Source organism: Ktedonobacterales bacterium, assembly GCA_036557285.1.
Lineage (GTDB): Bacteria > Chloroflexota > Ktedonobacteria > Ktedonobacterales > DATBGS01 > DATBHW01.
In genome coordinates this window covers 15,857-37,457 of sequence record DATBHW010000071.1, presented here as the reverse complement: position 1 = coordinate 37,457, position 21,601 = coordinate 15,857, and the positions used below count along the sequence as shown (strand labels likewise).

The 21,601-nt window shown below is 61.8% G+C and carries 22 protein-coding genes; 10 read left to right on the top strand and 12 right to left on the bottom strand.

From position 1 onward, the window contains the following. Positions 1 to 31: 31 nt before the first annotated feature. From VH599_19840 to VH599_19830, 3 genes are all read right to left on the bottom strand, one after another. Positions 32 to 1,324 (bottom strand): hypothetical protein, encoded by a 1,293-nt coding sequence (locus tag VH599_19840; protein ID HEY7350571.1) that lies wholly within the window; start codon positions 1,322 to 1,324, stop codon positions 32 to 34. A gap of 398 nt (positions 1,325 to 1,722) precedes the next feature. After that, entirely contained in the window at positions 1,723 to 2,163 is a 441-nt protein-coding gene (locus VH599_19835; GenBank protein ID HEY7350570.1) for a hypothetical protein, read from the bottom strand. Between the two features lie 364 nt (positions 2,164 to 2,527). Then, positions 2,528 to 2,734: a hypothetical protein gene (locus tag VH599_19830; protein HEY7350569.1), complete on the bottom strand. Its 207-nt coding sequence runs from the start codon at positions 2,732 to 2,734 to the stop codon at positions 2,528 to 2,530. 31 nt (positions 2,735 to 2,765) lie between these two features. Here VH599_19830 and VH599_19825 point away from each other — a divergent pair, with 31 nt between their 5' ends. Continuing rightward, the gene (locus VH599_19825) at positions 2,766 to 3,725 is read left to right on the top strand and encodes a phosphotransferase (GenBank protein ID HEY7350568.1); all 960 of its coding nucleotides are present in this window, start codon (positions 2,766 to 2,768) and stop codon (positions 3,723 to 3,725) included. Here the strand turns inward: VH599_19825 and VH599_19820 are convergent. Together VH599_19820 and VH599_19815 are read right to left on the bottom strand one after the other, a co-directional pair. Further along, positions 3,722 to 4,282 (bottom strand): plastocyanin/azurin family copper-binding protein, encoded by a 561-nt coding sequence (locus tag VH599_19820; protein ID HEY7350567.1) that lies wholly within the window; start codon positions 4,280 to 4,282, stop codon positions 3,722 to 3,724. The two genes, VH599_19825 and VH599_19820, sit on opposite strands and share 4 nt — an antisense overlap. 16 nt (positions 4,283 to 4,298) lie before the next feature. Continuing rightward, a complete protein-coding gene (locus tag VH599_19815) occupies positions 4,299 to 6,569 on the bottom strand; it encodes a DPP IV N-terminal domain-containing protein (protein ID HEY7350566.1) in 2,271 nt (756 codons plus the stop codon). Between the two features lie 321 nt (positions 6,570 to 6,890). Between VH599_19815 and VH599_19810 the strand changes: the two genes are divergently transcribed. Continuing rightward, complete coding sequence (locus tag VH599_19810) at positions 6,891 to 8,504, top strand: choline dehydrogenase (protein ID HEY7350565.1); 1,614 nt, start codon at positions 6,891 to 6,893, stop codon at positions 8,502 to 8,504. 52 nt (positions 8,505 to 8,556) lie between these two features. Here VH599_19810 and VH599_19805 read toward each other — a convergent pair whose 3' ends face one another. Continuing rightward, positions 8,557 to 8,940, bottom strand: a complete 384-nt coding sequence (locus VH599_19805) for a VOC family protein (protein ID HEY7350564.1) — start codon at positions 8,938 to 8,940, stop codon at positions 8,557 to 8,559. Positions 8,941 to 9,108: 168 nt separating this feature from the next. On the opposite strand from VH599_19805, the gene VH599_19800 reads away from it, so the two are divergent. Then, entirely contained in the window at positions 9,109 to 9,957 is an 849-nt protein-coding gene (locus VH599_19800) for a Clp protease N-terminal domain-containing protein (protein ID HEY7350563.1), read from the top strand. Between the two features lie 11 nt (positions 9,958 to 9,968). Here VH599_19800 and VH599_19795 read toward each other — a convergent pair whose 3' ends face one another. After that, the gene (locus tag VH599_19795) at positions 9,969 to 10,634 is read right to left on the bottom strand and encodes a phosphoribosylanthranilate isomerase (GenBank protein ID HEY7350562.1); all 666 of its coding nucleotides are present in this window, start codon (positions 10,632 to 10,634) and stop codon (positions 9,969 to 9,971) included. A gap of 358 nt (positions 10,635 to 10,992) precedes the next feature. Here VH599_19795 and VH599_19790 point away from each other — a divergent pair, with 358 nt between their 5' ends. The 6 genes from VH599_19790 to VH599_19765 all read left to right on the top strand — a co-directional run bounded on the left by VH599_19790 (position 10,993) and on the right by VH599_19765 (position 14,549). Continuing rightward, positions 10,993 to 11,718, top strand: a complete 726-nt coding sequence (locus tag VH599_19790) for a hypothetical protein (GenBank protein ID HEY7350561.1) — start codon at positions 10,993 to 10,995, stop codon at positions 11,716 to 11,718. Between the two features lie 157 nt (positions 11,719 to 11,875). After that, entirely contained in the window at positions 11,876 to 12,118 is a 243-nt protein-coding gene (locus VH599_19785) for a carboxymuconolactone decarboxylase family protein (GenBank protein HEY7350560.1), read from the top strand. A gap of 36 nt (positions 12,119 to 12,154) precedes the next feature. After that, positions 12,155 to 12,421, top strand: a complete 267-nt coding sequence (locus VH599_19780) for a hypothetical protein (protein ID HEY7350559.1) — start codon at positions 12,155 to 12,157, stop codon at positions 12,419 to 12,421. After that, positions 12,414 to 12,746 (top strand): hypothetical protein, encoded by a 333-nt coding sequence (locus tag VH599_19775; GenBank protein HEY7350558.1) that lies wholly within the window; start codon positions 12,414 to 12,416, stop codon positions 12,744 to 12,746. The genes VH599_19780 and VH599_19775 overlap by 8 nt, the downstream gene beginning before the upstream one ends. Beyond that, entirely contained in the window at positions 12,721 to 13,062 is a 342-nt protein-coding gene (locus VH599_19770) for a hypothetical protein (protein HEY7350557.1), read from the top strand. Before VH599_19775 ends, VH599_19770 begins: the two co-directional genes overlap by 26 nt. Positions 13,063 to 13,142: 80 nt before the next feature. Continuing rightward, a complete protein-coding gene (locus VH599_19765; protein HEY7350556.1) occupies positions 13,143 to 14,549 on the top strand; it encodes an MFS transporter in 1,407 nt (468 codons plus the stop codon). A 24-nt stretch (positions 14,550 to 14,573) separates the two neighbouring features. Here the strand turns inward: VH599_19765 and VH599_19760 are convergent, their stop codons facing one another. The 5 genes from VH599_19760 to VH599_19740 form a co-directional block, all read right to left on the bottom strand. Beyond that, positions 14,574 to 15,368 carry a class I SAM-dependent methyltransferase gene (locus VH599_19760; protein ID HEY7350555.1) on the bottom strand — a complete coding sequence of 265 codons (795 nt, stop codon included), beginning with the start codon at positions 15,366 to 15,368 and terminating at the stop codon, positions 14,574 to 14,576. A 148-nt stretch (positions 15,369 to 15,516) separates the two neighbouring features. Continuing rightward, positions 15,517 to 17,289, bottom strand: a complete 1,773-nt coding sequence (locus VH599_19755; GenBank protein HEY7350554.1) for a hypothetical protein — start codon at positions 17,287 to 17,289, stop codon at positions 15,517 to 15,519. Between the two features lie 136 nt (positions 17,290 to 17,425). After that, complete coding sequence (locus VH599_19750; GenBank protein HEY7350553.1) at positions 17,426 to 18,505, bottom strand: heme NO-binding domain-containing protein; 1,080 nt, start codon at positions 18,503 to 18,505, stop codon at positions 17,426 to 17,428. 206 nt (positions 18,506 to 18,711) lie between these two features. Then, a complete protein-coding gene (locus VH599_19745; protein HEY7350552.1) occupies positions 18,712 to 19,638 on the bottom strand; it encodes an SDR family oxidoreductase in 927 nt (308 codons plus the stop codon). A gap of 129 nt (positions 19,639 to 19,767) precedes the next feature. Next, positions 19,768 to 21,030 carry a hypothetical protein gene (locus VH599_19740; protein HEY7350551.1) on the bottom strand — a complete coding sequence of 421 codons (1,263 nt, stop codon included), beginning with the start codon at positions 21,028 to 21,030 and terminating at the stop codon, positions 19,768 to 19,770. A gap of 131 nt (positions 21,031 to 21,161) precedes the next feature. Here VH599_19740 and VH599_19735 point away from each other — a divergent pair, with 131 nt between their 5' ends. Beyond that, a complete protein-coding gene (locus VH599_19735; GenBank protein ID HEY7350550.1) occupies positions 21,162 to 21,344 on the top strand; it encodes a hypothetical protein in 183 nt (60 codons plus the stop codon). The last annotated feature ends 257 nt before the right edge of the window (positions 21,345 to 21,601 follow it).

The window sequence follows — 21,601 nt, the reverse complement described above, 5'->3', positions numbered from 1 at the left end:
ACGGCGCCGCTACAGGTGCTATTACGCGCTGTTAGGAACTGCTCCCGGTCCAGGTTCCCTGTTCAGCATCAACGTGCAGATTGCCACCGGTATTGCAGGTGTATTCAATCTGGTCGCCGCTGTAGTTTCCGTTGATAGCGGTAGCAGCAGTGAAGGCGCCATCCAGTTTGGTAAAGGTATAGGGCGTCTGCCCTGTGCAGGTTCTGCCGCTCGCATACACAAGCTTATCGCTGGTGGCGGTCTCAGTATAGCTGAGCTTGCCGCCCTTATAGCTGCCGGTACACTTCCAGACGTAGGTTTCTGTATAAGGCCCGATATTGTCTGTGCCGGTGAACGAATGCGACTGCCCATCATCGCGGTCTATATTGCAGACCTGCTGATCGGCTGTGGCTGGCTGGCCTTGAATCGCCAGGCTAAAATTAAACGGATCAAGCTGGTCTCCGGTTGCCACGTCATGTCGGGTGACCTTCAGTTTGACGTTGAAGGTGCCGCTGTCGGTTGGCGATCCTTTGGGGCCAGGGGTGCCAGCTTCTCCCTGGCTTACCACTACAAGCGGCTCACTGGCTTGCGTGGTATAGTTGTTGGCGTCTTTGGCGGTCAGGTGATGCTGCCCTATCGTCCAACCATCGCCCACTGTCAGGTCAGCGCGCACGCTGCCATCGCTGTTGCTCACGACGGTCTGGGAATCGGGGGCCGGTTTGTCATCCAGCAGGAAGGTGATCGCTGAGCCGCCGGAAAACTTCTGGCCGGTGACGTGGAAGACCGTCGAGGTGGACCCGGCAAAGGTGGAGCCGACTTTATAATCGCTGGTTACGGTAATGACGGGCTTGGGGCGGGTCAAGAAATAGGCGGCCACTCCACCACCGCCGCCCAGGACGATCAGGACGGCCAGGATAATCAGCCCGATCTTCAGGCCGTTTCCCTTCTTCTGCTGAACGGGCGGCTGGGCCAATCCCGGTGGCGCAAAGACTCCGCCGCCCTGCGGCTGGCTGCCAGGGTAGGCAGGCGCTGAGTTGGGGAAGCTGGGCGGCTGGCTGCCAGGGTAGTAGCTGGGGCTGCCAGAGTAGCTCGGCGGCTGCGGGGTGTAATCGTAGCCCGGAGACCCCCCATAACTGCTGCCGCCATAGGCAGAGCTTGTGCCTGGGGGCGGCCCATATGGGTTTGAGGATGGCGGCGAATAAGGAGGTGGGGGGGGCATGAGTGGGTCTGTGCCGTAAGGCGACGGCGGCGTCGCCGAGAAGGCCAGACCGCAGTTTGGGCATGACGACGCGCCTGGAGCGACGGGATATTGGCAGCGTGGGCAACGCTGATCAACGGGATTCATACGGTCTCAAGTCCTCCTTTGAGGAAATATCGTGCCGAGGCTTCCTGGGCAAGTACCCTGAGTATAGCTGAGTCGAACATGCGTGTCAATGAACTTTTCCTCCGTGGTTCCACCACCTATCAGGGGTACCACTTGTAGCGCCGCCATCCTGGCGGCTCAACGCTGGCCTGGAGGGCGCACGCCACTTGTAGCGCCGCCATCTTGGCGGCCACCGCTGCGCCAGCGCCAACGTCTGCCCTCCAGGCCACCGTACCGGCAGGCCAACGTTGAGCCGCCGAGATGGCGGCGCTACAAGTGGCGTGCGCCCTCCAGGCTAACGTATCGGCAGGCCAACGTTGAGCCGCCGAGACGGCGGCGGTACCAGTGGCTGCCTGGAAGGCGGCGCTGGAGGGCAGGCGTCAGGCGATCAGGCGGTGGATCTGCCGGGCGGCGTCGGGCGGCCAGAGCCACCGCTCCAACTGCTGGAGCCGGATGGCATGCACCGCCAGCAGCCCGTTGTGCGTCATGACGCTCAAGACCTGCGGCGGCATATCCAGCGTCTGGCGAATCACTTTCAGTTCCTGGTAGAGCAGGTGGCAGGCGGTGGAGCGCGGCTGACCGCGCAGTTCTTCAGCGCAGATGGGGAGCCGCTGATGGTGAAAATGCTCCGGCGGCGGCCAGCGGTTCAGGTCGGTGGGAGCGAGCAGCCAGGCACAGAGCGCCGCGCGCACGACGGGGGAGAGCCGCGAGAGCAGGACACCGACCTGCCACTCGCGCAGGGTGAGGGAAGGGCTGGGACCAGCGAAAGCAGCAGGGTTCCAGGGGCAGGGACGCAGGTGACGACGAAACGGTAAGGTCATCGAAGCTACCCTCCTTCTGCTGCGCCGCCTGTGAGCGGCGCAGCAAAGCGGCTCCCCCAGTGGACTGGCGCCAGCGTGGCTGGCGAGCAGGGTCCAGGAGGAGCCGCTGGAGGGTGGCGATGGTACAATACCCTCTAGCCTCATTCCTGAATACCCTCCAGGACTGGGGTTATTGCTGCGGCCAGCGTTGTTGTCACTGGCCGCAGTAGCCATACTTCAGTTGATGATCACGGGTTGCTGATCTGTAGTGCGGGGGAACCTCCTGCAAGTGAAGATGGGAGAAGTATACCCTGCTTGTTCTGCAATGTCAAGCGGTGGGCGTGCTTTTGTGCGCAGCAATAGGACTTTTTGGGGGAAGCGGGCGTCAGCCACCTGTAGCGCCGCCGTCCCTGGCGGCCACCGCTGCGCCAGGGCGAGCGGTGGCCCTCCAGGTCAGCGGAGTGGCGGGCCAACGTTGAGCCGCCAAGATGGCGGCGCTACCAGTGGCGTGCGCCCTCCAGGTCAGCGGAGTGGCGGGCCAGCGTTGAGCCGCCAGGGACGGCGGCGGTACACGCAAACGCTCGGCGCACATCCTGACCTCTCTTACCAAAGGAAGTGTTTCTATGATCGCCTCTGAACACACGGAGGACAAGAAACTGGCAGCTATTGCAGACCACTTTGGCCTGGGTGAGATTCTTGACCAGCAGCGCGTGCTTCATTCTACCAACCAGAATTATCTCGTGACCACAACGAAGGGCGAGTATCTCTTCAAGATTATTGTCAACACGACGCTGGAGGACGTGCTGAGCGGCCTCCCGTTTCTCCAGCGGCTGAAGGAGCAGCGGTTTAGCGCAACAGCATACTATCTCCCAGCGCCTGGTGGGGAGGTAGCCTACCACAGCGCCGATTGCGATGCCGTCGTGTTGCCTAAGCTGCCGGGCGCGATCCCCGAACTCTCTCCGGCTGTTTCCCGGGAGATTGGCATTCACCTGGCGAAGCTCCATCTCGTTCCCTGCGATGACCTGCCTGAGAAGCGCCATTGGCTGGATGCCCGGTATCTGCCAGAAGCAATGCAAAAAGCGGTTGAGATGTACGGCTCGGAGCCGTTACGCGAGACGTTGCAGGTTTTCCACTCTTTGAGCGCCTTTCAGCCTGCCCAGCTTCCGCAGAGCATCACACATGGTGATCTGTGTGCGGTGAATTGTCTCTTTGAGGGTGAGCGGCTGGTGGCTTTTGTGGATTGGCAGGAGATCGGCGTTGGCGCCGCGCTGGTGGATTTTGTCTCCACTGTCCTTGGCTTTTGTTTTGTTGACCAGGACGAGGGCACGGATTTCTGGGCCATCTTCGACCCCGTACTCTATCGCGCCCTGTTCGAGGGCTATACCAGCATCCGGCCTTTTTCCCCCGAAGAACTGGCGCAGCTTGATGCAGCCATGAAGTACGTTGGCCTGACTCAGCCTGTCTGGTCAATGCTGAACTGGCAGCAGTATCATTCAGGGCAGAAGATGATCGAAACCAACACCATGTACTGGAAATATGGTCTGGATACGCTTACCCTGCCGCCGGTCTTAGGAAGCAGCTAGGCCACTACCTGCACCAGCCCGATCATCGCCGGATGCAGCAGACAAAAATAGCTGTAGGAGCCAGGTTTGGTAAAAGTGAAGCTAAATGCGCTGGCCGCTCCTTGGTTGCCGGGCTGAAGCAGGTTTTCCATGCCGGAGTCAAAGCGTCCATCGGGCGCGCCCGGATCGCCGCTGGTCACGGTATGCAGCGCGGCGGAGACGTTGATCCAGGTAACGGACGTTCCTACGCTGACCTTGATGCTGGGCTGGTCATACCAAGAGCCGTCAGGGTTCGCGCTGGTGTCAATGATTTTGATGGTGACATGCTGGCTGCCGGTCATATCCACTGGCGCGCCCAGCGTCGGCACAGGGGCCAGGGTGGGCGTCTGGTTTTCCCCTGGGCCGGGCTGGCCGCAGCCAACGAGCAGCAGACTCAGGCTTACCAGGCTAAGGACGCCTAACAAAACCTCCGCACGAGCAGGGGCGGGGTTGTAGCGCCGTCCTTCCAGGCGGCAGGGGTGGGGCCAACCGGCGGTTGTGTGAGGCATTCTAAGCAGGAGCCAGCGAAGGCTACGCATATAGAACCCCTGTTTCCTACAAATGCTGCTGGAAATAGCCCAGCGTGCGCTCATTCAGATACACGCGGTCGGCGTGTCGCCTGGGCATATGGCGCTCATCGGGGAAGATCAGCAGGTCATAGGGTTTGCGCGCCCGAATCAGCGCGTTTATGAGCCGGGCCGTGTGGCGGAAATGGACGTTCTCGTCAATCATGCCATGCACGATCAGCAGCTTGCCCTTGATCTGGTCCACATAGTTTAGCACGCTGCTTTCGGCGTACCCTGACGGATTGGACGCTGGCGTCCCCATGTAGCGTTCGGTATAGCAGGTATCGTAGCCATCCTGGGAAGTGACGGGCGCGCCCGCCACGCCCACCTTGAAGACATCTGCCGCTTTGGCGAGGCACATCAGCGTCATATAGCCACCACCGCTCCAGCCCATGATGCCTACCCGCGTAGGGTCTGCCAGCCCTTGTTCCACCAGCCAGCGCACCCCATCCACCTGATCGTCCACCTCGACTGTTCCCATGCGGTGTTTGATCTCGCTCTCGAAGGCCAGCCCACGCCGGGCGCTGCCGCGATTATCCAGCCTGAAGACCAGAAAGCCCTGGCCGCGCAGATATTGCAGGTCCAGCGCCGCCGTCAGTCTCCACTGATTGGAAACAAGCTGCGGGCCAGGTCCGCCATAGACGTGAATAACGGTAGGATACGGCCCAGGCCCGAACCGCTCCGGTGGCCGATAGAGCGCGCCATAGAGGGTCGTTCCCTTGCGGTTGCGCAGCGTCACGATCTCCGGCGGCTCCAGCCCGAAGCTGGCGACGCGCGGGTCGGGCGGCGTTTCCACAGTATGCAGCACAGACCCATCGCCTAGCGAGCGCAAGGTAACGCCGGGCGGATGATCGAGCGCGCTGTGGACATCAATGAATCGCTTGCAGGCGTGATCAATGGTGACATGGTGAAAGCCAGGCTCAGGCGTGATGCGGCGCGGCTCATCTCCCGCAAACGAAACGGAGTAAAGCTGGCATTCGGTGGGATGGTCGCGGTTGCCGGTAAAGTAGATGCGCTCGTTCGCTTCATCCACTGATTCGATGTCATCAACCACCCAGTCGCCAGCGGTGATCTGGCGAACGAGCGTGTCATCCGCGCCATAGAGGTAGATGTGCATGAAGCCGGAACGCTCCGAGAGCCAGAGGAAGCCGCCGCGCTCCAGCAGGGTGATGCGCTTGTGGCCCAGGTTGATCCAGGCCGCGCTCTCTTCCTGAAGCACCAGCGAACGTTTTCCCGTATGGATGTCGAAGCGGCACAGGTAGAGCTTGCTCTGTTCGCGGTTGAGGGTGATCGCGCCCAGGCTGCCATCCTGCCACCAGAAGACGCGCGCCAGATAGACCTCTTCGCCAAAATCCAGGTCCATCCAGACGGGATCGACGCCCTCCATCGCAGAGACGACAGCCAGCCGCACCAGCGCGTTAGCCGCGCCCACGAAGGGATAGTGATGGGCCTCTTCGGCCTCCGGGCCAGTCACCTCCTTGCCCTGGTGCATGATGCGATAGAGCGGAATATGCCGCTCATCAACTTCGGTAAAGGCGATCCGCTGGCTGTCGGGCGACCACCAGAAGCCTTCGGCGCGCGCCATTTCTTCCTGCGCGATGAATTCGGCCAGGCCGTTTGTCTTGCCTGTGCCGCGCGCGCCCTGGGTGATCTGCCGGGGCGCGCCTGCCAGCGCGGGCGCTCCCGCAGAGGCGACGTAGACCTCGGCGTCCTGCACGTAAGCAACCCATTCGCCATCAGGCGAAAGCGCGGGCGTGAGGGCAGGCGGCTTTCCGGCGCTCTCCACCACCAGACGCAGCGCGCCTTCGGCGGCGGGCGCTTGCCTCGGCTGGGCCTCGTCGAGCGAGAGGTCCTCGCTCCCGTTGGTCGCTCGCGCACCCGCGCCAGCATCCTCTGGCCCATCTCTGACATAGATGTCGCCGCCTACCGGAATTAAAAGGCGCTCGGCGCGTTTGGCGCGGCTGTAGTGCGTCAGGCCGGTGGCTAGGTTGCGTTCGCGCTGGCGGCGTAGTTCCTCCTCCGGCGAAAGGCGGTCCTCTTTCACGCCGCCCCCTGGCGGGGCCACCAGCACCGAACTCTCGCCCGTTGCGGTGTCCAGCGCGTAAAGCTGCTGGATGGCCTGCTCTCCGGCAGCCAGGAAATAGGTGGCTTGGCGATCATCCTGGCTGAAAGAGAAGTGGTTGGGAACCTTCAGCCCTGGCGCGGGTACGACGGCAATTGCTTCGATGGGGAATCTGGCGGGCGAAATGGTCTCAGCCATATTGGTATTACCTCATATGAATCATGGTTGTATGTAGGCACCGCCCCCTTCGGGAAGGGCCGCTTGCCTCCCCCTGCGGGGAGCGTCCCTTCCTGGCGGCTATTACATCTCAAGTATACATCGGCAAACGCCAGAAATGCGAAGCCGGGCGCGAGCCTGCCCCTGACTTCTCATGTGTGCGCCCTGGAACATGGGTGATCTTGCTGATTCCCATCTGTCGCCTGCTGTGGTAATCTCTCTTAGAGAAAAGCGCCATCTTGCCGCGTCTGGGCGCAAAGCTGCTTGTTGCATGTCAGTTTGTCCCCATCATCAGGAGGGATCATGTACGACTATGTGATTGTCGGCGCCGGGTCTGCGGGCTGTGTCTTAGCCAGCCGACTGACCGAAGACCCCAACGTTTCCGTTCTCTTGCTTGAAGCTGGTGGGCCAGATAAGAAGAAAGAAGTACACATCCCCGCCGCGTTCTCCAAGCTCTTCAAGACACCCCTCGATTGGAACTACGAAACGGAACCGCAGCCCCATATGAAGGACCGCAAGATGTACTGGCCGCGCGGCAAGATGCTGGGTGGGTCAAGCTCCATGAACGCCATGATGTACATTCGCGGAAATCGCCACGATTATGACGAGTGGGGCGAATCAGGGAATCCGGGCTGGGCCTTTGCTGATGTCTTGCCCTATTTCAAGAAAGCCGAGCATTATGAGCGCGGCGGAACAGACTACGTAGGCGGCGCTGGCCCGCTGAACGTGGCCGAACTGCGCTTCGTCAACCCGATCACCAGGGCTTGCCTGGAGGCTGCTGTCGCTGCTGGCTTGCCGCGTACCGACGATTTCAACGGCAGAACCCAGGAGGGCGTGGGTGTCACGCTGGTGACACAGAAGGGCGGGGCGCGCCACAGCACAGCGGTGGCCTATCTGCGGGCTGCCATGAAACGCCCCAACCTGACTGTACAGACCGAAGCGCACGCCGCAAGGGTGCTGATGGATGGCAAGCGTGCTGTCGGCGTCAGCTATTTGCGCGGCGGCTCGCTGGTGGAGGCGCGCGCGAATCGAGAGGTGATTCTGTCGGGCGGCGCGATCAACTCGCCACAACTGCTGCTGCTGTCGGGCATCGGACCCGCCGCGCGCCTGAAGACGCTGGGCATTGAAGTGGTTGCTGATCTGCCTGGCGTCGGCCAAAATCTGCAAGATCATCTCGCCAGCGGCATCCTCTATCACTCGAAGCAGCCAATCACGCTTGCCAGCGCAGAGAAGCCGGGCAATATTATCAATTATCTGCTCTTTAAGAAAGGGCCGCTGACCTCCAACGTGGCTGAGGGCGTTGCTTTCCTCAAAACCAAACCCGATCTGCTGGCCCCCGATATTGAACTGATCTTCGCCCCTTCCTTCTTTCTGGAGCATGGCTTCGCCAATCCGCCGGGGCATGGCTTCACGATTGGCGTCGTCTTACTGCATCCCGAAAGCACGGGCAGCCTGATGCTGCGGTCCACCAACCCGACGGACCCGCCCGCCATTCAGCCCAACTATCTTGCCAGCGAAAACGATGTCAAGGTGATGATTGAGGGCTTGCGCTGGGCGCGCAAGATCGCCCAGTCCAAAGCACTGGACGACTATCGGGGCGACGAGTTTATGCCGGGCGCGGACGTGCAAAGCGACGCGGACCTGACCGAGTTCCTGCGCACGCGCGCCGAGACGCTCTATCATCCGGTTGGCACCTGCAAGATGGGCGAAGACCCGCAGGCCGTCGTTGACCCCGAACTGCGCGTGCGCGGCGTGGAAGGGCTGCGCGTGGTGGACGCTTCGGTGATGCCGACGATCATCAGCGGCCATACCAACGCGCCATCAATTATGATCGCCGAAAAAGCCGCCGATCTCATCAAAGCGCGCGCCACTGCGGCTGCTGGAGCCGGAAAGACGACGCAATCCGCCAGCGACTAGCGATTTACCGGACACAACAGCGAGGGGGCAGCATCGCCCCCTCGCGCACAGGCTATTTGGGCTGTTCGACCAGCAGTAGCGCGTTGTCATCCTGATCGAGGATCATCATGAACGTACCCCAGGGCTGCACATCGGGTTCCTGGGTGATGCGCACGCCCCTGGCTTTGAGGTCCGCGTGCAGCGCCGCCATGTCGGTGACATTGAAGGTGAGCGCCTGCGACTTCCCCATGACCTGACGATAATGCTCCCAATTTTCGTCGAGCTTGTACAGAATGACTTCGGTGCGCGCTCCTGGCGGGGCGACGGCCACCCAGCGCGAATCTGGCCCCATCGGCTGATCTTGCCGCAGCTCAAAGCCCAGCTTCTCCAGATAAAACGCTTTGGCTTTGTCCTGGTCGGTGACGAAGACGCAAATCGTAGCAACCGCGTCAATCATACGCATGTCTCCTTGGCGAAAGGTTCTTCTTATTATACAGAAGCAATGGCTTACTCATCAAGCCTATCTATCGCTATTGTATGATAAAGGCTTGATTTATCATGTAAAGTAACGTATAGTATGCTTAAATGCTGTTCAATCATCTTTGTTAGAGAAAGGAAGCGAGCAGTGGAACCGTTATTGACTTCGGATGAGGTTGCAGCTTACCTGCGGGTGGATGTTGTGACGATCAGGCGGCTGGTGAATCGCGGGGAACTGCCGGCGTACCGCATTGGGGGCGAATATCGTTTTATGAAGGAAGAACTGGAGGCGTATCTGAAGGGGCAGCGCGTGGCTGGCGAGGGAGAAGGGCGCGGCGATCCGGTGGATGCGCTGGCGCAGCTTGTGCGCAAGTTCTTTGCTGGCGGCAAGCTGCCCATTGATGCTGACTTCGAGCGACGATTCACCAGGCGGGCGTTCAATGTGCTGCAACTGGCTCAGGAAGAGGCCCAACGTCTCAACCACCATTACATGGGGACAGAGCATCTGCTGCTGGGGCTGGTACGCGAAGGGGGGGGCGTTGGGGCGCAGGTGTTGGAAAGCCTGGGCATTCAACTGGGCGCGGTACGCAGCGAGGTTGAAGTTCTTATCAAGCGCGGCGAACGTCCGTCAGAAAAATGGCGTGGTATGACCCAGCGCGTCAATAAGGTTCTCTGGCAGGCGGTTGAGGAGGCGTCGCGTCTGAACCATCAATTCATTGGCACAGAGCATCTGCTGCTGGGGCTGCTTGACGAGGGCGAGGGCATTGGCGTGCAGGTGTTGAAAAGGCTGGGGGTGGACCTGGAGGTGGTGCGAGAGAAGACTATCGAGTTGGTCAGGGCCAGGCATGAGGAGACTCCGCCAGCCTTGCTGGAGGGGGAGGCGTCGCCGGTATCTGAGGGCGAGGAGGCGCTGACCTGTGCGCGTTGTGGGGCGCGCAGCCCGGCCTATTTCCAGTATTGCTTTCGCTGCGGCGTAACACTGGCCCAAGACAATTAGGTGCTTCTTCTTCACGGCTGGGCGAGGCGCGCGAAGAGCCTCGCCAGCTTTGTTTCGTCGAGCGCGCCGTTGGTGCGTACCCCGCTGCACAGGTCAATGGCGAAGGGGCTAACCAGGTTGACGGCATCGCTGATGTTTTCGGCGTTTAGCCCGCCAGCCAGAAAGACGGGAACATCTACCGCTTCTCGAATGGCGCGGCTGATTCGCCAGTCGTGGACACGGCCTGTGCCGCCAAGCTCTTTGATCGCCAGCGATTGATTGCCCGAATCGAGTAAGAGGGCGTCAACCTGCGGCGCAACGGCCAGGGCTTCCTCGAACGATTCTTCGCCGCATACGTGGATGACCTGGATGAGCCGGATGCCTGGCAGGGCCGAGCGCAGGTCACGATGGTTGCCGGTGATGAGGCGATCAACGATCTGAATGGCGCTGACGCCGCAGCGCCGCTGCTGCGCGATGATCGAGGCGGTGTCCTGTTTGCTGGTGAGCAGCACGGAGAGGATCGGCGGCGGAACGGCGCCTGCGATGCGGGCAATATCCTCTTCTGCGATGACGCCAGGGCCGCTGGGCATTTCCGAGACCAGGCCCACCGCCGACGCGCCATAACGGATTGCCAGCCGCGCTTCGGCCACGCTGCCGATACAACATATTTTGACTTTGGGTTTGCTGGTTGGTTCCACGCTTTACCTCCCTGGCGCTGTGCTGCTGTTCTGCCTTCCCTGCATCAATTATATCGCTCTGAAACGGCGGGTGGTTCTAGCAAAAATGAGGTGTTGGCAAGCGAGGCATGGTACTTGTAGCGCCGCCTTCCAGGCGGCCACCGCTGTGCCAGCGCCAACGTCTGCCCTCCAGCGCCACATACAGGCAGGCAAGCGTTGAGCCGCCAGGATGGCGGCGCTACCAGTGGCACCCCCCAATAGTTGGTGGAACTCGCAGCGGGTTGTCTGCTGGCGCGCCAGAGGCAAAGCGTGTATACTGTAGTTAACCGCATCGCGGGATGGTATTATCGCTCAGCTATGTAACGACTGTGAGGATACGATGGCCGAAAGCACCAAAGAGGTCGCGGCCAGGCGCCCGAAACCGAAGACGGGGAGTGGCGCGCCAGCGACAGGTAAGAAAACGACTACGAAGTCCGCGCCACTGGATCGAGCAATTCAAGAGGCGACGACCAGCGCGCCGGAGAGAACTGCGCGAGCCAGCAAAGCTGGCGAGAATGCGGAAACCCGGTTTCCGCAAGCAGTTCTCCCCGAAGGGGCGGCGGTAAAACCACGCTTCGGCTTTTTCCGCTCGCTGGGCCGCAAGGATACTGCGGAGGCTCCAGCCTCGGCAAGCGGGGCGGCAACCAGCGCCAATAAGCCGCAGCGTCCGGCAAACCCTTCGATGGGACGGTTCTTCTTTGGGATGTCGCTCTATATGATCCTGGCGCTTGCAGCGCAGTTTGCGCTGAGTTTCATCTTCCAGGCGCTGCCAGAATCGTATAGAACGCAGGCTATCGTTACGCTTCCGCTTCTGGGCGGGGTGACACCCTATCTGCTGGCCTGGATGATCGTGCTGATTCTGATTCTGTACGCGCTCTATAAGTTCAAGGTGCTGCCGCGCACGCTGGGCCAGCCACGCCCGCGAGCGGCAGCGGCTGATCCCAGGGCCAAAGCAGCGCCGACGACAAAGGCAGCGCATGGGCCGGTTGAGGGGCCAGACGATGATGCTTACGCGCGGGTGAAGGCGCGGATTCGCGCCGAGCGCCGCAAGACACGACGGAGCTAGGCAGCGGGGCCGCCGAGACGATGGCAATCGCCAGCCCCTGCTCCAGACTTTTCCGGCCTCCTGGTTACGAAGCGCGTGCCGCGCTCGCCAGGAGGCCGGTTGAGCTTTGGCGCTGGCTGAAGACGTGGGGCAGCGGCGGATAGAGAAGGAGCGACTGATGGCGCGCATTGAGCCGCTGCCGCCAGAGGAGATGGACGCGGCGGCGCTGGCGGCGCTGGCGGAGATGCAGGAGCGGCGCAGCGAGATGACGACGCTGCTGGCGACGATGGCGCGTCGCCCGGCGCTGATGAAGACGCTGGCGGCGCATGTGGCGGCGGTTTTTGAGACGGGCAGCGTGGAGCCGCGCCTGAAGGAGATGCTGGCGGTGCGGGTTTCGCAGATTAACGACTGTGGCTACTGACTGGCATCGCATACCGCCCTGGCAGGGCGGCTGGGGGTGAGCGAGGCGCTGCTGGAGGCGATGTATCATCTGGACCAGCACGCTCACGAGTTTTCGACGCGGGAACTGGCGGCGCTGCGGTTTTGTGAGTTGATGACGACGGACGCGCGCGAGGTGACAGAGGATGTGTGGGGGGCGCTGCAAGCGTCTTTTGATGATGGTGAGATTCTTGAACTGGCGGCGGTGATCGGGCTGATGAATGATCTGAATCGCTTCGCGGATGCGTTGAAGATTGCCGTGGAGCGGAGGCGCAAGCATGGCTGAAGAATACGAGGGCGAGAGACTCCGGGCGCTCTTGCTTGATCTGGGCGAACTTTCGGAGTATTTGCATGGGCGCGGGCAGAATGCGTATACGCTGGCGCAGCGTTTTCTGGAGAATGCCCGCCGCGATCAGGATCAGAAGACGAAGGCGTTTGATGAGCAGCAGGCCAGGATGCTGGATTATCAACGCTATATCTGGTATGAGATTGCGGGGCTGGTTGAGAAGCTGGTGAGCAAGTATGAGGGAGGCGGCGAGCCAGCCCGCGATGAGCAGAGCGGCGCAGCGCGCGAGGAGGAGCAGCATGGCAAGCAAGAGACGGCGGGCTAATTCGTCGGCCAGTTCAGATGGGTCAGCCTCATCTCCGCAGGCGGGACGGGGGTCGGCCACGCGCGCGAATGCGATGCTGGGTACGCTGCGTCTGGCGGCGCTGATGAGCGCGACGATTGTGGCGCTGGCGGTGTTTGAGCTGCTTCAGCAGCCCATTGGCTTCTGGCCCGCGCTGGGCGCTGGCTTTGTGGCAGGCACTCTTGCGCGGGCGGCGTTTGTGTGGCTGGAGCGTGTCTGGCTGCGGGCGGCGGCTCGCCGGGCGCAGGCGCGGGAGGCCAGGCGCGCTGAGGAGCAGACGAAGACAGGGGAGAAATGAGAGGCAGCCAGGCTGGTTGTCAAAGTGGGCTGCGCGTGGTAAGGTAGGGCCAGCATTATCAAAGCCAGCGGGGGAAATGGGTGTCTGCAAGTAACTATCAAGCTGTTCTGCGCAGCCCTTCTTTTTTGCAGTTGTGGAGCGCGCAGTTTCTAGGACAGCTCGGCCAGAATATCGTGAACTTTGCGCTGATCGTGCTGGTCAATGTGCAGACCGGCTCTACGCTTGCGGGTGGGCTGCTGGTCATTTTGTTTAGCATTCCGGCGATTCTGTTGGGGCCGCTGCCAGGGATTGTCGTGGACCGCGTGGGCCGCTGGTGGGTTCTGTGGCTGGCGAATTTGCTGCGCACGCTGCTGGGGCTGGGCGTGGGCCTGGCGCTGGCGTTCGTCTATGGCGGGGCGACGCATGGAGCCAGCAGCGGTGGGCTGGTGGCGCTGCTCTATTTCTTTTCGCTGAGCCTTTCGCTTTCGACGCGCTTCTATCTGCCAGCAGAGGCGACGGCCATCCCTAGCCTGGTGGGTTTGCGCGGTCTGACGCATGGCCTGTCGCTGTTTGGTGTGACGTTTGTGGTGGCGCAGGCGCTGGGGCTGATTGTGCTGGGGCCGCTGCTGTTTCAGGCTTTTGGCTGGCCCGCGCTCTTTTACGTCTGCGCGGGCGGCTTTGGTCTGGCGACGCTGCTGAGCCTGCTGTTGCCGCCGCGTCGGTTGGGTGTGGCGCATTATGGCGAGGGAGAAGAGGTGGAGCTTGTGGATGGGGCGCAGCATGAGGCGCTGCTGGCGACGCTGGAGGCGCAGAACGAGCGCCGCAGCTTGTGGCAGCAGTTGAAGGAGGGCTGGCAGCCCATCGCGCAGGACAGCCAGATGCTGGCAGCGGTGGTGCGCCTTTCGCTGGCGGGCGTGGTGATCGCGCTGGTGAGCGAGTTAGCGCCTAATTTTGTGGTGCAGGTGCTGCGCCGTCCGGCAGAAGACATCTCGCTTGTGCTGGCTCCGGCGGGGGTGGCGCTGGTTATCGGGGCGATTCTGGCTCCGCGACTTGCCAACAGGCTGGGTCAGCTTCGCCTGGCAGGGCTGGGTGTGGATGCGGTGACGCTGGCGGTAGTGATGCTGGCGCTGAATCGGCCCCTGGGTGATTTCTTGCATGTGCCCAATGGCCTCATTATTGTGCTGGCGGTTGGCGAGGCGTCGCTCCTGGGCTTTGCGCTCAACCTGATCTCTATTCCCTGCCAGGCGATTATGCAAGAGCGGGTTTTGCCGCGTCTGCGCGGAAACATTGTCGCGTTCCAGCAGGCGCTCTTTAATCTGGCGGCGGTTCCGATCCTGGTGGTGATTGGTCTGCTGGCGGATGACGTGGGCATCTCCTACGCGCTGCTGGCGGTGGCGGCTGGCTCTTTGCTGGCGGCGCGGCTGCATGTGCGCGAAAAGCGCGGCCCCAGGGAGCCGATAGGCGCGCCAGCCTCGGCGGGTGAACCCACTGATAGCCTGGCGCATTGATCGGCGTTGCAGCGCCTGCTCATATCAATCACCTGGCGGTTTTGTGAAGAAGACAACATCCATGTGGAAGGTACGAACCAACCAGGGAATAAAGGGAAGCACTCTGGTGAGTGAGGAGATGCGCCAGACTTTGGACTTGTGGTGATGCCTGATATAGCTCCCCTCTAAAAATGACATGGCCCCAAACTCGGCTGTAACATACCTTCGGACCTCGGCCTTAGACAAATAGATCGTGTGTTTCCTGAGATACTCCCAGTTTTTCTTAGCCACTTCCTTCCAACTCATGCCCTGTTGGAACGAGTTTCTTACCCCCAGTACGGCCCAAAATGCCAGGTAAGGATATGCTCGGATGACTGAGGCGAGTGGCACAAACACATGGCCTTCTACGGGCCGATACTTCGCGGGGAGGACGTGAAGACCCGCTCCGCCGGGTTTTAGCACTCTTTTTATCTCCGCAAGCGCTTGCGGCCAGTTCTGAACATGTTCGAAAACCTGCCAGCTTATTACCACGTCAAAGGCGTTGTCCTCGAAGGGGATGCGATAGCTGGTCAGGTCCATCGTGCCAAATACGGTTTCATTCTCTTGAATGAGACTCTCTTCTTGCAAACGCTTTTGAATGGCATCGTGGCGCGGGACAATATCCACTCCAAAGCTCTGTAACCCGCGCTTCCGCAAGGCGTATACCGCCTGGCCTTCTCCACATCCGAAATCAAGAATCCTGCAAGTGGATGTTATCTCTACGCCTTGATCCTGTAGCATAGCGAGCAGCATCTTTAGATAAGAGGCCGAGCGAGCTTGCTCTCTTTCCATGCCTTCCATACCGTTCCCCTGTCTTACATGGCCGCATTTCCTAACGATTATTCAAGAGCATGCGGCAGATGCCGTCCGTTGGTCTGCCAGAGCAGATTCAGGGCGCTCGTCTATCTGGTGAGCGCCCTGAATCTGCTCGGTATCGCTCTTTATTCCTTCATTCCTTCACGACTTTTTCACTCACGACTTTTTCAGCGGGCGCTTTCTGGCTGGCTACGGTGACTGGTTGTATCCTTCTAGGCTGCTGCTTGCGGCGCTCGGCAAACAGTTGTGGTACAGCCAGGAAGAGGAACAGGACAAACGAGATGATCGCTGTCAGGTCCGGTTCCAGCGGCCAGCGGTTCTGAATGAAGAAGAAGCCGCTTTTGGTGTCCACAAACTCCTGAAGGGTGTAGGCCCAGTTGAGGGCTGCGACGGCCAGGGCGAAAATCCAGTAGGTGAGGATAGCCAGCAGGCCAAAATAGCGCAGGAAGTTGACGGCATCGGGCAGGACCGCGCGGGCGCGGGTGAGGAGGGCGATGGAGATCGTGATCAGGATGAGCGCGATCAGGCCATAGCCGCCAATCTCCACCCAGCTTCTGAGCCACGTGAGGAAGGATGCGGCGAGGCTATTATCTCCGGTGGCGAGGTTCGTCCAGTTGGAGAAAGGGAACTTGCTGGGGTAGTGCAGGTATTCGTAGACGACGCCGCTCATAGCCGCGACAAATCCGGCCCCGACAAAGACGGCGAACGGCCAGAGCAGGTTGCGGATGGAGAGGGCGGCGCTGTCGGCTACCAGGCGCAGGGAGATGAGCGCGCGCTCCAGGCCGGCCAGGGCGGTGCGCGCGACGGATTCGCCAACAGCCAGTTCTACATCTTCCTGGGTGGTGGCGTCGTCGTCACCTCCGCCAACTTCGGCAAAGGATGGGGTGGAGAGGACGCTGGAGAGCGATTCACCAGGGTCAGCTGTGGTGAGGTCTCTGACGCTGGGCAGGGCCATGCTGCTCCGGGGAGTGATGGTTGGCAGCTTGCCGGTGCTGCCGGTGCTGTCCACAGCCTGGATTTCTTGCAAGCCCTGGCTGTAGGTGACGATCAAGAGCGAGATGGTGCTGATAGCAAAGAGCAGGGCGGCAATGGCGAGATCGAGCAGCGCCAGGGAGACGCCCGACGAGGTATTGCTGGGGTTGCCGCTGATTCTCAGGCTGGTCATCTGCGAGAAATTGGTGAAGAGCCAGGTAAGGTCGGGCGGAGTTCTGCCCGCCGCCTGAGCTTCGGGAATGACGCCGAGGGCGTAGCGGGCGATGACCAGATAGAGGAAGGGGAAGACGAACGCGCTGAAGAGGAAGATGATGGCGCCTGCCAGCAGATCACCGGAGGTATATTCGGTTTCGGCGATGGCGGCGTTCTCCTCCTCTTCGGCCAGGGTGTCGCTGAAGAGGGTAGGCAGGGGCTTGGTTTTGTCGCGCCGCATGCGGCGGCGGATGGTTTGGTAGAGCCAGAAGAGCACGAAGAGCGCGTTGGCGATGATGTAGGGCCAGGGGTTGGTGAAGAAGTTTTTCAGCGCGCGGGAGTTCTCGATGGCGGTGATAATATCGGGCCGGGCGGTCACGAGGCCAACGATCAGCAGCGCGGCGACGGTGACGCTCCAGATGACCCAACGCTGGACGTTTCGCCCGCGCAGGAAGGAGCCTTCCCATACGAGGATCAGCAGGCCGATGAAGCTGTAAAAGAGCCAGGGCTTATAGATGAAGACGGTGGCGAGAAAGCTGTTGCTGTTGTCAGGGCCGGTGGGCTGGGTAAAGGCGGTGACAAGGACAGCCGCAAAGGCCAGGAGCGCCAAGCTCACCAGCAGGGTGGTGGGGTATCTGACCAGTGCTCTCTGCTTCTGGACACAAAAGATGGTGGTGTCGGGGTGTGATTTGCCACAGTAGGGACACTTAAAGCTTTCCACGGAATCCTCCCCCTGGGGCTGAGCGGCCCCAGGTTGCTCACCAGGATAAATAAAAAAACAATTACCGCCACTAGCTTACCCCTGGCAGGCGTTGTTGTCAATCAGTATCCTTGCCGATGGTAGGCGTTGTTGTCACTCAGTATCCCTGCCGACGCTGCTGCATATCACGCAGCCAGATTTGACCGACCGGGGTGATGCGATAGCGTTGGGCGGCCAGAATGCCCTGACCGGCCAGGGCGACCACACCAGGCGAGGCGCTCTGCGGTATGGTATGTAGGTCTTGTTTGGATTCGACAAACCCCTGGACGGCGAGGCGAGTGAGTGAACGTTGGACCTGGCTCAAGCGGGCATACTCGGCTGAAGCCTCGCTCGCGGCAAGGCGTTGGGCGATCTCGAACAAGGAGAGCGCAAGATCGAGGGGCTGCTCTTGCGCGCTCCCCAGCGAGCGATCTGCTGGCGCTTGCCTGGTGGAGAGCGTCTGAAGGATCAGCATATCTTCTTGCTCTTCACGCTGGCGTTTTGCCTCTGAGCCAGCAGGTTCTCCGCGCTGGGCAGGCGACTCTTCTGCGGCGAGGCTCTGTGGGCCAGACCCTGGCGCTCTGCTAGGATGGTAGGGCGCGGACCCTTTTGCGCCTGCGGCAGAAGGGTGCTGCGGCAGGGGACCGGAGCGGCGGGCAGCGACAAAGCGCACCAGTATCCGGCAGGCGGATGCGCCTCGATACTGGCATTCCATCTCGCGGACTTCGAGCGGTTCGTTGAAATAGCGACTCACGCCATCAAGCACGCCTCGCAGGAAGTGGCAGAGGTGGCGCGGGCTATCATAGATGATTTCGAGGAGTTCGGGGGTATGATTGATGTACTGCAATCTCGGCAGGCTGGCTCCCTTGAGGGTGTTCCCCAGATGCTGGTGAATCATCGGTACATGCTCCAGGAAGCTGCGCGCCGAGGAGTGGCCCTCCAGAAAGGCGCGGTAATTTTGGCGCGTGAGGGGGGCATTCAGGAAATAGACCCCAAAGCGATAGAGCAGGTCGTCGAGCGCCCGCCCCTCATAATCAGCGATAGCCTGGAGGAGCTTTGTCGTCACCTGATCGGGATAGGGCTGGGTGGCAAGCGGAGGCCCCTGAATGCCTGCCATCTGTCGAATCAGGCGCAGGCTCTGAGCGCCAGCAGTTTCGCTGACGTAGGCTTCGAGAAGCAGATGGATAAACCCTTGCATGCTGGTCCCCCTTTGTCAGGGCCAATCCAGGTCTGCTGGTCCCGCGCGGTGCAGAGGAGACGAGGAAAGCTGCGGTAGGGACCGACGCGCCGTGGCGCCCATTACCATTGTTCTTTCTTCCTGGTAGTGGGAAACGCGCTGCTTCTTGCAATCGGGTGGTGAGAGCAAGTATAGCATAAAAACCAGTCAGGAGCAAATCCGCTGCTTCACGATGCGCGCGCTATCTTGTCCAGCCAGGTCAGCCCTTGCTGGATGTTCCAGGCGCGCACGCCGAGCGCGAGTTCGGCTTTTTCGACGCGCAGACCGCTGAGCAGCGGGCGGCGGGCAAGCTGGCCGAGGTCGGCGCTGTGCAGCGGCGTGACCAGGGCGCGATCCAGCCCGAAGTGATCAGCAACGGCGAGCGCCAGCGCGTAGCGGGTGATGAGTTCGCCGCCAGCCAGATGGAAGAGGCCCACCGCGCGGCGCGCTGCCGCTGCTATCAGCATTTCGGCCAGGTTGGCGGCGGCAGTGGGGGTGTTTTGCTGGTCGGTGACAGCGCGGATGTGTTTGCCCGCGCGCAGGTCGTTCACCATGCTCTCTACAAAATTGGTCCGGCCAGCAGGGTTTACGCCATAGACCAGCGCGGTACGGCAGATCGCCAGCCCGACGCGCCCGGCGCAGATGTCGCTTACTACGCGCTCGGCTTCCAGCTTGGTTTCGCCGTAATAATTGACCGGATGAGGCGCTGCCGTCTCGTCATATGGGCCAGGGTTCGCCTCGGAGCCGTCGAAGACATAATCGGTTGAGACGTGGATGCAATGCGCGCCAACTGCGGCGCTGGCCCGCGCCAGATTGGCCGCGCCCTCCACGTTGGCGGCGCGCGCCAGCGCGTGGTCGCGCTCGCAGGCGTCCACGTCGGCAATCGCCGCCGAATGGATGACGACGGCTGGCCGCGCCTCGCGCAGCGCCCGCGCCAGCCGCTCGGCCTCGCCCAGATCGGCCTGCCAGGCGCGGATGCGCGGGTTCCCATCGAAAGGCGCTGGCAGGGGTCGGCGCGTCAGGGCGTGGACCTCTTCGTTAGTCGTGTCCAGCAGCGCCGCCAGCACATAGCGGCCCACCAGTCCGGTGACGCCGCTCACCAGGATACCAGCCATCGCGCACCCTCCTCATTGCAGGCTTTCGATCAAGACAGATAGCGGCAGTATAAGCGCGATGGGTGGAGGAGTGCAACTTCCTCGCCAGCAAAATGTTACATTTCTGCTGTGGTTGCGCCTGCTGGCCCCCTAACGCCGCCAGGCGGGCCGCGCGCGTGGCTCCAGAAACTCCAGAAAATCCTGCGCGCCGGGGGCGCGCTCAACGGGCGGCGCGGCGGGGTCGGCAGTGGGCACGGCGGGCGACCAGCGGCACGCGATGCGCCCTTCGCGCAGCAGTTCCAGGAGCGCGGCGTCGTGATCGGCGGCGCTGAACTGGCCGAAATGGTCCAGCACGAGCAGAGGCTTGAGGTCCGGCCAGAGGCGCGCGCGGCGCAGGCGGCCCAGCGTGTGCAGTTCTTCTTTCAGCGCGGCCCAGGCGGCGGCGCGGGCCGTTTCGCGTCGGCGGGCAAACCAGCCTCCCTGCAACGCTCGCGTTTCGCGCTCGCGGGCGAGGCGGGCCTGTTCGGCGCAGAGGAAATCGTTGAGCAGCGCGACGCTGGCATATTGGCGCGAGGCAAAGAGCAGCAGGCGGCGTGGCGCAGACGTAGGCAGGTCGTCCAGCGTCGCCACGCAGACGTAGAGGAAGTGCGATTTCAAGAGGCCGCGCAGCATCTCCAGGGTGCGCCGCACTTTTTCGGCGCTCTTGCCTGGGCCGGTCCAGGTCGTTTTCCAGGTGTCCGAGCGCAGCAGAGCGGTCAGCGCGGGCGGCGCTTGTCCGGCCAGATCTCCGGCGGCCAGTTGTTCCAGCCGCGCGGTGGAGATGGTCAGCAGGAGTTCGGTAGGCGCCTGGCGCTGGCAGAGCGGCAAAAGCTCTTCAGCCGTCAGCGGGGGCGCGGCGAAGGGATTCAGCAGCAGCAGCGCCGGAGCAGTGTCCAGCGCCGCCAGCAGGTCTTCGCGCGGCATGGCGGCCAGCGTCTCGCTGCTGGCGGGCTGAAGCTGATCGCGGGTTCGGCGCCCGTTCCGCTGCGCGCCTGACGCCGGGTCGCTGGCCGGTTCGGCGGCGGGTTTGGGCGCTTTGTCTGTGGCTTTGCGCGCCTCCAGCCGAACGCCGCGCAGCCTGAAGTTGGAGGCCGCCAGCGCCTCGGCGGTCTGGACGAAGGCGGCGCTGCCTGAATCGCCGCGCAGGCTCCGACCAGCCGAAGTCAGGCCATCAATCCACCAGCAGGAGCGATGCAGACGGCTGGCGGCCAGGGCATGGCAATAGGGCGCGACAAAGCCTGGCAGCAGGCGAGCCGCCCAGGCTTCCCAGGCCGCGCGCTCGCCGGTTCCGGGGACAGTGACGCCGCGCCTGGGGGGCCTCTGTGGCTCGCCCGCCTGGGTATCAAGTTCATCAAAGAGGCTGTGCTGGGCCACGCGGTTAGACCTTTTCTGGCAGGCAATGTAATGACTCTCGCTCGATTCCAGCCTACCACAGCAGGCTCAGGCCGTCAATGCCGCCAGCGCCTGCGAGGTTCTACCAAATCTGAGGTGTTGGCAAGCGCGGCATGCCACTGGTAGCGCCGCCGTCCCGGCGGCTCACCGTTGGCCTGCTGGTGCGTGGCCTGGAGGGCGAACGCGCGCCCTGGCGCAGCGGTGGCCGCCGGGACGGCGGCGCTACCAGTAGCAACCACCGATCATTGGTGGAGCCAGCGCCTTTGGAGCAGAAAAGCAGCCGCGCCGGAACATGAACCTTCCGGCGCGGCTCAGAGTAGTCAGTTTTCAGGGATGTTACCATACGACAGATCAATCGAACGAGTAGGAACAGGCGCCAGCGCCTCACAGTCCATCAGAACCAGACAGGCAAGTCAGAGATGCTGCCCAAAATAACCTGGTGTTTCTATCGCTTGCTTACGGCCTGTGTGTCCAATTGGACCAGCACGCAGGCCGACTACTGCCAAAAATAGGGTGATGTGTTGGGAACAGTCAAAAGATGTCTCTGTCAGGA